This window comes from Saccharopolyspora hattusasensis (assembly GCF_050972075.1).
Classification (GTDB): domain Bacteria; phylum Actinomycetota; class Actinomycetes; order Mycobacteriales; family Pseudonocardiaceae; genus Saccharopolyspora; species Saccharopolyspora hattusasensis.
In genome coordinates this window covers 3,700,514-3,713,311 of sequence record NZ_JBPCDC010000001.1, presented here as the reverse complement: position 1 = coordinate 3,713,311, position 12,798 = coordinate 3,700,514, and the positions used below count along the sequence as shown (strand labels likewise).

Annotated in this window: 12 protein-coding genes; 11 read left to right on the top strand and 1 reads right to left on the bottom strand. The window is 70.0% G+C overall.

Annotation, left to right across the window (positions count from 1 at the left end; all coding sequences use genetic code 11):
- Positions 1 to 13 precede the first annotated feature (13 nt).
- The 9 genes from ACRXBZ_RS17190 (at position 14) to ACRXBZ_RS17150 (ending at position 9,147) form a co-directional block, all read left to right on the top strand.
- The gene (locus ACRXBZ_RS17190; protein ID WP_433883904.1) at positions 14 to 577 is read left to right on the top strand and encodes a DUF4349 domain-containing protein; all 564 of its coding nucleotides are present in this window, start codon (positions 14 to 16) and stop codon (positions 575 to 577) included.
- Positions 578 to 1,112: 535 nt separating this feature from the next.
- Positions 1,113 to 1,544: an OsmC family protein gene (locus ACRXBZ_RS17185; RefSeq protein ID WP_433879948.1), complete on the top strand. Its 432-nt coding sequence runs from the start codon at positions 1,113 to 1,115 to the stop codon at positions 1,542 to 1,544.
- Positions 1,545 to 1,597: 53 nt separating this feature from the next.
- Positions 1,598 to 2,341 carry a phosphoglyceromutase gene (locus tag ACRXBZ_RS17180; RefSeq protein WP_433879947.1) on the top strand — a complete coding sequence of 248 codons (744 nt, stop codon included), beginning with the start codon at positions 1,598 to 1,600 and terminating at the stop codon, positions 2,339 to 2,341.
- A gap of 262 nt (positions 2,342 to 2,603) precedes the next feature.
- Complete coding sequence (locus ACRXBZ_RS17175; RefSeq protein ID WP_433879946.1) at positions 2,604 to 3,848, top strand: sensor histidine kinase; 1,245 nt, start codon at positions 2,604 to 2,606, stop codon at positions 3,846 to 3,848.
- Positions 3,845 to 4,525 (top strand): response regulator transcription factor, encoded by a 681-nt coding sequence (locus tag ACRXBZ_RS17170; protein ID WP_168585612.1) that lies wholly within the window; start codon positions 3,845 to 3,847, stop codon positions 4,523 to 4,525. The genes ACRXBZ_RS17175 and ACRXBZ_RS17170 overlap by 4 nt, the downstream gene beginning before the upstream one ends.
- 519 nt (positions 4,526 to 5,044) lie before the next feature.
- Positions 5,045 to 6,079 carry a Ppx/GppA family phosphatase gene (locus ACRXBZ_RS17165; protein ID WP_168585611.1) on the top strand — a complete coding sequence of 345 codons (1,035 nt, stop codon included), beginning with the start codon at positions 5,045 to 5,047 and terminating at the stop codon, positions 6,077 to 6,079.
- Positions 6,076 to 7,245 carry an Rv0497 family membrane protein gene (locus tag ACRXBZ_RS17160; RefSeq protein WP_433879945.1) on the top strand — a complete coding sequence of 390 codons (1,170 nt, stop codon included), beginning with the start codon at positions 6,076 to 6,078 and terminating at the stop codon, positions 7,243 to 7,245. Before ACRXBZ_RS17165 ends, ACRXBZ_RS17160 begins: the two co-directional genes overlap by 4 nt.
- A gap of 49 nt (positions 7,246 to 7,294) precedes the next feature.
- Positions 7,295 to 8,152 carry a sugar phosphate isomerase/epimerase family protein gene (locus tag ACRXBZ_RS17155; protein ID WP_433879944.1) on the top strand — a complete coding sequence of 286 codons (858 nt, stop codon included), beginning with the start codon at positions 7,295 to 7,297 and terminating at the stop codon, positions 8,150 to 8,152.
- A 206-nt stretch (positions 8,153 to 8,358) separates the two neighbouring features.
- Positions 8,359 to 9,147 carry an acyl-CoA thioesterase gene (locus tag ACRXBZ_RS17150; protein ID WP_433879943.1) on the top strand — a complete coding sequence of 263 codons (789 nt, stop codon included), beginning with the start codon at positions 8,359 to 8,361 and terminating at the stop codon, positions 9,145 to 9,147.
- Between the two features lie 264 nt (positions 9,148 to 9,411).
- Here ACRXBZ_RS17150 and ACRXBZ_RS17145 read toward each other — a convergent pair whose 3' ends face one another.
- Complete coding sequence (locus ACRXBZ_RS17145) at positions 9,412 to 11,040, bottom strand: long-chain fatty acid--CoA ligase (protein ID WP_433879942.1); 1,629 nt, start codon at positions 11,038 to 11,040, stop codon at positions 9,412 to 9,414.
- A gap of 172 nt (positions 11,041 to 11,212) precedes the next feature.
- Here ACRXBZ_RS17145 and proC point away from each other — a divergent pair, with 172 nt between their 5' ends.
- Both proC and ACRXBZ_RS17135 read left to right on the top strand, forming a co-directional pair.
- Positions 11,213 to 12,034 carry a pyrroline-5-carboxylate reductase gene (gene proC, locus ACRXBZ_RS17140; RefSeq protein ID WP_433879941.1) on the top strand — a complete coding sequence of 274 codons (822 nt, stop codon included), beginning with the start codon at positions 11,213 to 11,215 and terminating at the stop codon, positions 12,032 to 12,034.
- Positions 12,035 to 12,369: 335 nt separating this feature from the next.
- Positions 12,370 to 12,594 (top strand): helix-turn-helix domain-containing protein, encoded by a 225-nt coding sequence (locus tag ACRXBZ_RS17135; protein ID WP_029535864.1) that lies wholly within the window; start codon positions 12,370 to 12,372, stop codon positions 12,592 to 12,594.
- Positions 12,595 to 12,798 lie beyond the last annotated feature (204 nt).

Here is a 12,798-nt window from a genome sequence, read left to right as displayed (position 1 = left end):
GTGCAACCGGAAGATCGCTCTCCGCCTGCAGCAGGAGGACGCCTACCGGTCGGGCACGACGATGACGGTGCGGGTTCCGGCGGAGCGGCTGGACCAGGTGCTGGGCGAGCTATCCGGACTGGGGCGGGTCACGGCGCGCAGCCAGCAGACCCAGGACGTCACCGACCAGCTCGTCGACACCCGGAGCCGGATCGATTCGCAGCGCACGAGCGTGCAGCGGCTGCGCGTACTGATGGACCGCGCGGCGACGGTCGACGAGATCGTGTCGATCGAGAGCGAGCTGACCTCGCGGGAAACCGAACTGGACTCCCTCGAACGGCGCGCGGCGGCCCTTTCCGGCCAGGTCGAGCTGGCCACGGTCACGGTGCGGCTGGAGCGCCCGAACGCGGTCGCCGCCGACGACACGGGCTTCGTGGCGGGACTCTTCGGCGGCTGGCGGACCTTGTCGTCGATCGGAGCGTTCCTGCTGACGGCCTTCGGAGCGGTCCTGCCGTTCGCCGCCGTGCTCGCGGTACCGGGAACGGCGGCCTGGCTCCTGCGCCGCCGCCGAAAGGGCCTCCGCGGGCCCAGCATCTGACCAGAGCCGGTAAGTCCCGTGCGCGTTTCTCGGCGCGATAGCCCCAAAAACCACTCACGGGTCCTGGCCTAAAAAGAGGGACCGCGCGGGGCGGCTCGGGAGAGAGGGGGAGTCACGAGCACGAGCCGCCCCGCGTGGGGGTCCCGCTGCGGGCCGGTGGGCGGGGGACACCCTGGGCCCGGCGGGGCGCGGCTCTTTGGGGGATGTGAGCCGCGCGGACGCTCTCGCGAGATCGGGGAGTGCGTGGGAGCCGATCAAGGAGAGCGTTGACAACTTCGCAGAGTCCGGCAGCGGCCACAAGACCGCCGCATTCCTCCATTCGTGTGATGTTTTCAGCGAAAAGTAACGCATAGGAGTCGAAAGGCCTTCGTTTCGTGAACGTGGGTGATTGTCGCCACTTTCGTGTCACGGACCTGCGGTGATCACATAACTGTCGGGTGAAGCGCACAACGAAAACTGCGGGTCGCTGCGCGCTGCGGGAGGGTGTACGCGGCGGAGGGGAGCGGCCTCCGCGCACCCGATGAGGAGCGGCGAGATGACCGATCGCAACGCCACCACGCAGTGGACCGGAGACCTCAAGAACGGTTCCGGCACCGTCACCCTCGACTCGTCCAACGTCGGCGAGTTCCCGGTCACCTGGGCGTCCCGCGCCGAGGACCCCGACGGGCGCACCAGCCCCGAGGAGCTGATAGCCGCGGCCCACTCGGCCTGCTACTCGATGCAGTTGTCCGGTCTGCTCACCGCGGCAGGCACTCCGCCGGAGCGGATCGATACCAGCGCCGAGGTCGGCTTCGGTCCGCGCGGCGAAGGCTTCGCCATCACCGGGATCGCGCTCACCGTGCGGGCGAAGGTACCGAGCATTGACGCGGATGTGTTCCACCAGGCGGCCCTGAAGGCCAAGGAGATCTGCCCGGTCTCGGCGGCCCTCACCGGGATCACGATCACCCTCGACGCCGTCCTGGACTGAGGCGGCGGCCACGCAGGACAAGTCTGGAAACAGGGCTTATATAGCCTGGGGTTATGACTGCGACCCTGGTGCTGCTGCGGCACGGTGAGAGCACGTGGAACGCCGAGAACCTGTTCACCGGCTGGGTGGACGTCCCGCTGTCGGAGAAGGGCGAGACCGAGGCGAAGCGCGGCGGTGTGCTGCTGCGCGAGAGCGGGGTGCTGCCGGACGTGCTGCACACCTCGCTGCTGCGGCGAGCCATCTCGACGGCGAACATAGCCCTCGACGTCGCGGACCGGCACTGGATCCCGGTCCGCCGCGACTGGCGACTCAACGAGCGCCACTACGGCGCGCTGCAGGGCAAGAACAAGAAGCAGACCCTGGAGGCCTACGGCGAGGAGCAGTTCATGCTCTGGCGCCGCTCCTACGACACGCCGCCGCCGGAGATCGAGCTTGGCAGCGAGTTCAGCCAGGACGCCGACCCGCGCTACGCCGACCTCGGCGCAGGCCTCCCGCGCACCGAGTGCCTGAAGGATGTGGTGGCCCGGCTGCTGCCGTACTGGGAGTCGGCGATCGTGCCGGACCTGCGGACCGGCCGGACGGTGCTGGTCGCCGCGCACGGCAACTCGCTGCGCGCCCTGGTCAAGCACCTGGACGGCATCTCCGACAACGACATCGCGGGCCTGAACATCCCCACCGGCATCCCGCTGCGCTACGACCTCGACACCGACTTGAAGCCCACCAACCCGGGCGGCACCTACCTCGACCCGGAGGCCGCCGCCACCGCCGCGGCAGCCGTCGCCAACCAGGGCCGCTGACCCGAGCGGTTCTGCGATGAGGAGCACCCGCGACCGATCAACCGGATCGCGGGTGCCCTTCTTTCCGCACCTAGATGGGTGACGGGTGGCGAGAATTCGCCGGGGTGGCGAACGGAGCGCGACGGTCGACCGGGCGGTACGTGAACTGGCTCCCAGCAGGGGGTGAAGCAGAGGTGAAGAAGCCCCCTTTTCGTGTCGCGGGTATCACTGAATGCCCTCGTAGACTGGCCTTTCCCCACCCCGGCTTGCTTACGATGCTGACGTGACCGCATTGGGCTGTACCGCCCTGATCATCGGCGCGCTCGTACTGGGCGCGGTCGGCGGCTTCGTCGCAGCTCGGGAATCCCGGCGTCGCGCCAGGCCCGAAGGCCCGACCGTCGCCGAACTGCTCCAGCGGCTGGTGCACACCAGCGACAGTGGGGTGGTCGTGCTCAACAAGTTCGGCGACGTCGTGCTGCACAACCCGCGGGCCGACGAACTCGGGCTCATCCGCGACCACCAGGCCGACCCCCGTGCCCGCAAGGCCGCCGAACGGGCCCTGCTGGCCGGTGAGTCGGTGCCCGTCGACCTTTCCCCGCTTAACCGAGCAGGCACTGCGCTGCGCGGTCGCGGTCCGGCCGCGGTGCTCGGCGAGGTACGCCCGCTCGGCGACGGCTTCGCCGTCGTCGACGCCGCCGACGAGTCCGATTCGGTGCGCCTGGAGGCCACCCGCCGCGACTTCGTCGCGAACGTCAGCCACGAGCTGAAGACCCCGGTCGGGGCGCTCGCGCTGCTCGCCGAGGCGGTGCTGGACGCCGCCGACGACGCCGGCGAGGTGCGGCGGTTCTCTACCAAGATCCTGCACGAGTCGACCCGGCTCGGGACGCTGGTCTCCGAGCTGATCGCGCTGTCCCGGCTGCAGGGCGCCGAGCGGCTGCCCGAGCTGACCACGGTCGACGTCGACGCCGTGGTCGAGGAGGCGCTGGGCCGTTGCCGACTGGCCGCCGAGTCGGCCGGGATCGAGATCGCCGTTGACGAGCCCACCGGCTACCTGCTGGACGGTGATCGGACCCTGCTGGTGACCGCGCTGAGCAACCTGATCAACAACGCTGCGTCGTACTCGCCGCCGGGCAGCCCGGTGTCGATCAGCCGTCGGCTGTCCGGCGACTTCGTGGAGATCGCGGTCACCGACCGGGGCATCGGGATCGAACCCGAGTACCACGAGCGGGTGTTCGAGCGGTTCTTCCGGGTGGATCCGGCGAGGTCTCGCGCCACCGGTGGCACCGGGCTGGGCCTGGCCATCGTCAAGCACGTCGCCGCGAACCACGGCGGCGAGGTCAAGCTGTGGAGTCGCACCGGTACGGGCTCCACCTTCACACTTCGCGTGCCCAGGCACGGCACGACCGACGGCCATCCGGCCACAGCAGAGCCGGTGACATCAGCGGACCGCGCGGCGGGCAGTGCCGCCCGCTCCGGGACTGAAAGTGCGGACGGGGTCGCAACCGTCGAAACGGGAGGAGTCCGGTGACCAGGGTGCTGATCGTGGAGGACGAGGAGTCCTTCGCCGACCCGCTTGCTTTCCTGCTGCGCAAGGAGGGCTTCACGGCGGCAGTCGCCGCGAACGGGCCGGAGGCGTTGGACGAATTCGACCGCAACGGCGCGGACATCGTGCTGCTCGACCTGATGCTGCCCGGTATGAGCGGCACCGATGTGTGCAAGCAGCTCCGCCAGCGCTCGTCGGTGCCGGTGATCATGGTGACTGCCCGGGACAGCGAGATCGACAAGGTCGTGGGCCTGGAGCTCGGCGCTGACGACTACGTCACGAAGCCGTACTCGGCGCGGGAGCTGATCGCGCGGGTGCGCGCGGTGTTGCGCCGCCGCGGCGAGGCGGAGGAGCTGCAGCCACAGGTGCTGGCGGCTGGGCCGGTGCGGATGGACGTGGAGCGCCACGTGGTGACCGTCGACGGTGTCGACGTCAACCTCCCGCTCAAGGAGTTCGACCTGCTGGAGTACCTGCTGCGCAATGTCGGCCGGGTGCTGACCCGCGGGCAGCTCATCGACCGGGTGTGGGGCGCGGACTACGTCGGCGACACCAAGACGCTGGACGTGCACGTCAAGCGGCTGCGCTCGAAGGTCGAGCCCGATCCGGCGGACCCGCGCTACCTGATCACGGTCCGCGGCCTCGGCTACAAGTTCGAGGGATAGCCGAGCCGACAGCGGCGAGGACATCGCGCAGTCGGAACGAGCCCCCAGGGACGCCCCTGGGGGCTCTTCTGTGCCTCGAGGTGCTGGTCAGGCAGCTTCTGCGCGCGCCGACTCCCGTACCGCCGGACGTTCGGCCGAGTGTGGAGCGCTGATGATCAACCGATCGGCCGATGTCGGCGAGCTGATCGGCCAATGTGTGGATTCGGGCGGAATGGGCAATCTTGATGCCGTGAACCAACCGATCTCGAACGCCACCGCAAGCGTTCCGCACCCGACTCAGGTTCCCGCCGCCAGATCGGCACGGAGATTGGTTTCCGCGCCGACCGGAATTCCGCCGCCGGTCGACGTGCACGCAGAGTGACAGAAGGGTTCGACAGTTCGAGGAGGTGAGGTTGGCCGCGTGACGTGACGCACTACTGCCGTGGTCGGCCAGGTCTGCGGCGTGCGCGGGGACGTCGAGTAGGCCGTTTGTTGCCCACCTCGCCCCCGGCCACGTGCGCAGCCGGTAATTTGTCGGGCATGCGCCTAGGGGTGCTCGACGTCGGATCCAACACGGTCCACCTGCTGGTGGTGGACGCGCATCGTGGTGCCCATCCGACCCCGATGACATCGGAGAAGACTGTGCTGCGGCTGGCCGAGCGGATCGGTTCGCACGGCGGTCGGCTCGCGGAGGAGGACGCTGTGGAGCTCATCCGCACCGTCGCCGACGCGCAGGAGGCGGCGATAGCAGCCGGTTGCGAGGAGCTGATGGCGTTCGCGACGTCGGCGATCCGCGATGCGGACAACGCCGCCGAGGTGCTGGCTCGGGTGCGCGCCGAGACCGGCATCGAGCTTGAGGTGCTGCCCGGCGAGGACGAGGCCCGGTTCACGTTCCTGGCGGCCCGCCGGTGGTACGGCTGGTCGGCGGGCAACCTGCTGATGCTCGACATCGGAGGCGGTTCGCTGGAGATGGCGGTCGGCATCGACGAGCAGCCCGACCTGGCGGTGTCGCTCCCGCTGGGGGCCGGTCGGCTGGCCCGCACGATGCTGCACGACCCGCCGAAGCAGGACGAGGTGAAGAAGCTGCGCGAATGGCTGCAGGGGCAACTGGCGCCCACTGCGAAGCGGTTCCGCAAACTGGGGCGCCCGGACCGCGCGGTGGCCAGTTCCAAGACGTTCCGGTCGCTGGCCAGGCTGACCGGCGCGGCGCCGGCTTCCGCGGGACCGCGGATGCCGCGGACCCTCACCGAAACCGGCCTGCGGCAGCTGCTGGCGTTCATCACCCGGATGTCGTCCTCCGATCTGGCCGCGCTCGATGGGGTGAGCGGCGCGCGGGCGCACCAGCTGGTGGGCGGCGCGCTGGTGGCTGAGGCCGCCATGCGGGCGCTGGAGCTGAAGGAGCTGGACATCTGCCCCTGGGCGTTGCGGGAGGGTGTGATCCTGCGGCGACTGGACCACACCAATGGAGACGGTCACACTGCCATTCAGGCCCGCGAAACGCTCGGGCTCGCGGAGGCGGGGTCCGCGAACGGAACTGGACGCCAGACGCGGCACGGGGCACGGTGGGAGCGATGAGTCGGGACAGTGGGGCCGATCAGCCCACCCAGCGCACCGTTGCGGAGCTGCTGGCCGAATACGGCGGCAGCTCGCAGAAGAGTTCCCGGCGTCGGCGTCGGCGCGCCGAGGATCCGACAGAAACCGCACCGCAGGCGATCATCGACCGGGTGCTGTCGGACAGCGGTCAGCTGCGCGCCGTGCCGCCGGACGGCGAGCCGCCGCAGCGCCGCAGCCACCGTCCAGGCGCGCCGAACACGCCGGGTCCGCAACCTCCAGCACCGGAACCTCCAGCACCGCAGCCTCCGGACGCTCAGCCTCCGGACGCTCAGCCGCCGACCGCACAAGCACCACAATCGGCGCCGCCTGCTGCGCCACCCGCTCCGGAACCCGCGCCCGCCGAACCGGCAGTCGCGCAGGAGTCCTCCGGCGCGAGCTACTGGGCACAGCGGTTCGCTGGCGCGGGCAAAGGCAAGGGCAAGGGCAAGACACCGGCCCCGCCGACCTCCGCGGTCCCGCCGGAAGGCGACGCCGAGGTGACGATCCAGCAGCCCGCCCTGCGACGCCCGGCACCGCAGCAGGACGTGCCGCCTCCGGTGCCGCCCGCTTCTGCGGCTCCACCTGCGGCTCCGCCGAAGCCCACCCCGCCGGAGGGCGTCACGGAGCAGCTCCCGCGGGTTCCGGTCCCGGCCGAGCCCGACGCGGAAGGCACGGCTGTGCTGGCCTACCCGCAGCCGCAGCAGGTCCAAGCGCAGCCGCAGCCGGAGGACCAGCAGGCCGAGCTGGAGGACCCGTACGACTTCGATTCCTACGACGAGCCCGAGCCCGAGGCCGAGTTCGTCGAGGACGAGGACTACGACCCCGAGCTGCCCGCCGGCCTCGACGCGGACGACTACAGCGAGGAAGAGGAAGAGCCCGCCTCCGCCGGCAAGGTGTGGGGCACGCTGGTCCTGCAGGGCGTCGCGGGCCTGGTCGGCGGCGGGCTGGTCTGGGTCGGCTTCCGCTGGTTGTGGGGTACGAACGCGCTGGCCGCGCTGGGCGCCGCGCTGGTGATCACCGGTCTGCTGGTGTTCATCGCGTGGAAGTTCCTGCGCACCCACGATCTGCAGACGATCCTGCTGGCGGTGCTGGTCGGCTTGTTCTGCACGGTGTCCCCAGCGGCACTGCTGCTGTTCAGCCACTCGTGAGCCACCAGCGCGCCACCACTCACCCACCGTCGGTCATGCTTGGCAGGCGATGACAGTGCAACCGCCACCGCGCGAGGACGTTCCCGGCCGGATCCCGGTCGGGTTGTCCACCGCGTCGGTGTGGCCGCAGCCGGCGAGGGCGGCGTTCGAGATGGCCGCGGACCTCGGCTTCGACGGTGTCGAGGTGATGGTCTGGGCGGACGCGGTCAGCCAGGACGTCTCGGCGCTGCATCGGCTTTCCGAGCGGCACGGCGTGCCGATCCTGGCGATCCACGCGCCGTGCCTGCTGATCACGCAGCGGGTTTGGTCGCCGGAGCCGGAGGAGCGGTTGCGTCGGGCCGTGGTGGTGGCCAGCGAACTGGGCGCGTCGACGGTCGTCGTGCACCCGCCGTTCCGCTGGCAGAAGCGCTACGCCGAGCGGTTCGGCGAGCTGGTCGCGGAGCTGGAGGAGACCAGCGGGATCGCGGTCGCGGTGGAGAATATGTTCCCGCTCCGCCCGCCGAGCACCTTGAACCGGCTGCGCGGCGGCAAGAGCAGCGGGTTGTCGGCGTTCAAGCCTTCGCCGGACCCGACGGAGGTCGGCTACCGCAACTACACGCTCGACCTGTCGCACGCAGCCGCCGCGCACGTGGACGCCATCGACCTGCTGAAGCGGATGAAGGACGGCCTGGCGCACGTGCACCTGGCGGACGGGACCGGAGCGCCGCGGGACGAGCACCTGGTGCCAGGGCAGGGCAATCAGCCGTGCGCGGAGGTGTGCGAGGCGCTGGCCGCCGACGGGTACAGCGGCGCGGTCGTCCTGGAGATCAATACCCGCAAGGCGCGGAATCCCCTGCAGCGCGCGGCGTTGCTGTCCGAGGCCCTGCTGTTCGCCCGGCTCCACCTGGAGCCGCTCCACGCGACCTGAGGTCTCGGGCCCGTGAGCGCTTTTCGGCGCGGTAGCACCCGAAAGTGCTCACGGCCGTCGGATTCCCGTTCCCCGCGCACGCTTTCCGGTGGTCGGACCGGCTAACCGATGCCTAGTGATCAACTTCGCCGAAGGTCACTAGAATCGGTGACCATGAACCCGTTGCGCGCATCGGCTGCCGAGCGCTTCCGTCCGCTGGACCGCACGTGACCGAGGTCCTGGATCCCTTCGCGGCGGCCACTTCGGTGCGCCCGCTCGGCGACGGCACCTTCGTCGCCAGCCTGCATCCGGAGTGGGCCGTCGGAGAACGCCCGCACGGCGGTTACCTGCTCGCGCTGCTGGCCCGCGCCCTCGGCGACACGACCGGGCTGGCGCCGTTGTCGGTCAGCGCGCAGTTCCTGCGCCCGCCCCGGGTCGGCCCGGTGCTGGTCCGGACCGAGGTGCTCAAGGTGGGCAAGACGGTGACGTCGGCCCGCGCGCTGCTGGAGCAGAGCGGCCGGGTCTGCGTGGACGCCACGGCCACCCTCGGCAAGGTGCCCGAGACGGAGCCGGAGTGGTCGGATCTGCCGGACATGCCGGTGAATCCGCCGTCGACCGCGATCGACCTCGCTGCGACGGAGGCCCGGAAGTTCTTCGCGCTTTCGCGGGTCTGCGACATGCGGCTGGACGCGAACACCGCGGACTTCCTCAACGGCGGCACCGGCGAGCCGCGGCTGCGGCTGTGGGTCAAGCCCCGCGAGGCGCAGCCGGACCTGCTGTTCGGGCTGGTCGCCGGGGACCTGACGGTGCCGGTGACGCTCAACCTCGGCCGGTTCGGCTGGGCGCCGACGGTGCAGCTCACCGCCCTGCTGCGGGCGCACCCGGCGAACGGCTGGCTGCGGCTGATGGTGGACTGCCGCGCGGTGCACGGCCAGTGGTTCGACGAGGACATCACGGTGGTCGACTCGGTGGGCCGCCTGATCTGCCAGGCCCGCCAACTCGCCATCGCCCCCTGATCCCCGCAATTTCCATTGAAATTGGACATTCGATTTCAATGGAACTTGCGGACCTCCGGCGTGTCGGGCGACGACACGCCGGAGGCTGTGGACAACTCCCGCAAATTCAATGGAAATTGGACATCTGATTTCCATGGAGCTGGTCATACACAAGTCCGGGGGCCCGGAGTCGAGAAGGCCGCTGAGGTTCCGCGACTCGTTCCGCCACTCGTTCCGCAACGCAAGAAGCGGTTGGAAAAGCTCAATTGAAATCGCGGGGCGCATTCAGGTGAGGTTGGTGACGTCGAGCTGGCCGTCGGCGTGCTGCTTGCGGAGGCGCTTCTTGTCGAACTTGCCGACACTCGTCTTCGGCGCCTCCGGGATGAACGTCCAGTATTCCGGCAGCTGCCACCGCGCGACCTCGCCGGCGAGGAAGTCGCGCAGCTCGGCCGCGTCGACCTGGTGGCCGTCGCGCAGCACCACGGCCACCAGCGGTCGCTCCGACCACTTCTCGTCCGGCACGCCGATGACCACCGCCTCGGCAACCGCCGGGTGCCCCATCACCTTGTTCTCCAGATCGACCGACGAGATCCACTCGCCGCCGGACTTGATCACGTCCTTTGCCCGGTCGGTCAGCTGCAGGAACCCGTCGGGCGTGATGTACCCGACGTCGCCGGTGCGCAGCCAGCCGTCGCGGAACTTCTCCGGGTCGTCGTCGCCGTAGTACGCCCCGGCGATCCAGGGCCCGCGAACCTCCAGCTCACCGACGCTCTCGCCGTCGCGCGGCAGCACCGCACCGTCGTCGCCGACCAGCCGGCCTTGCACCCCGGTCGGCAGCCGCCCCTGGCTTGCGCGGTAGGTCCAGCGGTGTTCCTCGGTGGCGTCCACCGGCGGTCGGGCCACGCTGCCCAGCGGCGACGTCTCGGTCATGCCCCACGCGTGCAGCACGACGATGTCGTACTTCTCATGGAACGCCTTCATCAGCGACGGCGGGCACGCCGCCCCGCCGACCACGACCTCTCGCAGGGAGGACACGTCGTGCGGGTCGGACTCCAGGTGTTGCAGCACGCCCTGCCAGATCGTCGGCACGGCTGCGGCCATCGTCGGGCGCTCCGCGGCGATCATCTTCAGCAGCGGGTCCGGCTGCAAGAACCGGTCCGGCATGATCATCGTCGCGCCGACCATGAACGCCGCATACGGCAGACCCCACGACATCGCGTGGAACATCGGCACGACGGCAAGCGACCGGTCCGACTGCGAGAGGGCCATGCCGTCGGTCATGCACACCTGCATCGAGTGCAGGTAGATCGACCGGTGCGAGTAGACGACGCCCTTCGGGTTGGCGGTGGTGCCGGAGGTGTAGCACATGGCGGCTGCCGAGCGTTCATCGAGCTCCGGCCAGTCGAACTCGTCCGGCTGCCCGGCCAGCAGCTCCTCGTAGCCGTGCACCGCCACCCCGGCCGGTGCCTCCAGCGCGGCCGTGTCGCCGCCCACGACGATCACGTGCCGCACCGTCTTCAGCTCCGGCAGCAGCTTCTGGAACAGCGGCAGCAGCGTCGAGTCGACGAGCACGACGTGGTCCTCGGCGTGGTTCGCGACGTAGATCAGCTGCTCGGGGAACAGCCGGATGTTCAGGGTGTGCAGCACCGCGCCCATGGTCGGCACCGCGAAGTACGCCTCCAGGTGTTCGGCGTTGTTCCACATGAACGTGCCGACCCGCTGGTCGCCGGTGACACCGAGGCCGCGCAGCGCGTGCGCCAGCCGCGCGGTCCGGCGGCCGACCTCCGCGTAGCTGCTGCGTCGCGCCCCGTCGCCGGTCCAGGTCACGACCTCGGCGGACGCGCCGTGCGGTCCGCTGCCCTGCTCGAGGATCCGGGCGATCGAGAGGGGGCTGTCCTGCATCGTGCTGAACATGATCAGGGCTCCTTCAGGCTGGTCACTCAGGCGCGAAAGATCGCTCGGCTGCGGCGGCGCTCTGGTGGCAGAAACAGTAGCTGCTGAAAACGACTTTTCGGCAGGGCTCGTCGCGCAGCGTGCACTGGCGGTTCGTGCCGCATGCGCTGCGTGGTCTGGCACCCTGAGCAGCATGACGACGATCGCCGTACTCGGAGCCGGAAAGATCGGTGAGTCCCTGCTGTCGGGGCTGCTGAAGGCGGGGCGCGCCCCGTCGGACCTGCTGTTCACCGAGCGGTTCCCGACGCGTGCCGCGGAGCTGACCAAGACCTACGGCATCACGCACGCCGACGTGGCCGATGCGGTGCAGAGCGCGGACGTCATCGTCGTCGCCGTCAAGCCGCAGGACATCGAGCCGCTGCTGGACGAAATGGCGCCCAACCTGCCCAGCGGCAAGCTCGTGGTGTCGCTGTGCGCGGGTCTGCCGACGAAGCTGTTCGAGCGCCGGCTGCCCGAAGGCACCGCGGTGGTCCGGGTCATGCCGAACACCCCGATGCTGGTCGGCGAGGCGATGAGCGCGATCTCCGGCGGGGCGCACGCCTCGGACGCGGACTTGGCGCTGGTCGAGGAGCTGCTCGACAGCGTCGGCGTGGTCGTGCGGGTGCCGGAGAGCCAGCAGGACGCGGTGACCGCGCTGTCCGGCTCGGGCCCGGCGTACTTCTTCTACCTGGTCGAGGCCATGATCGACGCGGGCATCCTGCTGGGCATCCCGCGGGCCACCGCCGCGGACCTGATCGTCCAGTCCGCGGTCGGGGCGGCGGCGATGCTCCGCGAGGGCGGCGGCCACCCGGTGATGCTGCGCGAGGCGGTCACCTCGCCGGCGGGTACGACCATCGCGGGCATCCGCGAGCTGGAGAAGCACGGCGTGCGCGCGGCGCTCATCGACGCCATCGAGGCGGCTCGCGACCGCTCCGTCGAGCTCGGCAAGGCCCACGAGGACGACGAACCCTCCTGAGCGGCAGCACCTTCTCTGAACTCGTCTTGCGTGGCGATACGGGTGTCGGAACCTGGGACGTCGCCCCGTCTGCAATGCGCGGCCTCGGGGAACTGCCCTCGCCAAGAGCGCCGACGGGCACGGTCTGCGAGCCCGCTTGCGGGGGTGGGCCCAGGCGGCTGGCGTCGCTTCAACTGCAGGTCGCCGGAGGTGGTGCGAACTACTCAGGAGCAAGGGGGACGTTCGACCATCGCAGGTGTCCCGCGTGTCCCGCTACTCTCGATAGAGCACGTGCGTGAGATTTCCGTCGGAGGGGAAGCCGACGGCGCGACACGTGCCGAAGGGCACGGTGAAGCATGTCTGCGAACTCCGAACCCAGCCAACAGGCGCCGCCGAGCATGGGGCAGGTGCGGTTCCTCACCGTCGCGGAAGTCGCCAAGTTGATGCGGGTGTCGAAGATGACGGTCTATCGGCTCGTGCACGCCGGCGAACTCCCCGCCGCACGGGTCGGGCGATCGTTCCGCGTCGCGGAGAAGGACGTACACGCGTACCTGGAGAGCGCCTACTACAACGCCGGCTGAGACTGCCCGGCTGAGCTGAATGCCCAGGTCATCGGCCGCGGGCCCGTTGGCTTGCCGACGTGGCCCGAACGTCGCGGGCCCGAATCGAGGCGCCGCGCGGCGGCGGGTGGAAGGAGCCCGCAGGCGTTTCGAGGACCACGGCGGAAGGGCCGGAGACCTGGGCAGGTAAAGTTTTGGGTTGGTCGTGCCAGGTGTGCGCGTTCA

Coding starts and splice junctions, on each gene's coding strand:
- ACRXBZ_RS17160 (WP_433879945.1), top strand. CDS start 6,076: ATGAGTCGGGACAGTGGGGCCGATCAGCCCACCCAGCGCACCGTTGCG.
- ACRXBZ_RS17135 (WP_029535864.1), top strand. CDS start 12,370: ATGTCTGCGAACTCCGAACCCAGCCAACAGGCGCCGCCGAGCATGGGG.
- proC (WP_433879941.1), top strand. CDS start 11,213: ATGACGACGATCGCCGTACTCGGAGCCGGAAAGATCGGTGAGTCCCTG.
- ACRXBZ_RS17155 (WP_433879944.1), top strand. CDS start 7,295: ATGACAGTGCAACCGCCACCGCGCGAGGACGTTCCCGGCCGGATCCCG.
- ACRXBZ_RS17165 (WP_168585611.1), top strand. CDS start 5,045: ATGCGCCTAGGGGTGCTCGACGTCGGATCCAACACGGTCCACCTGCTG.
- ACRXBZ_RS17145 (WP_433879942.1), bottom strand. CDS start 11,040: ATGTTCAGCACGATGCAGGACAGCCCCCTCTCGATCGCCCGGATCCTC.
- ACRXBZ_RS17185 (WP_433879948.1), top strand. CDS start 1,113: ATGACCGATCGCAACGCCACCACGCAGTGGACCGGAGACCTCAAGAAC.
- ACRXBZ_RS17180 (WP_433879947.1), top strand. CDS start 1,598: ATGACTGCGACCCTGGTGCTGCTGCGGCACGGTGAGAGCACGTGGAAC.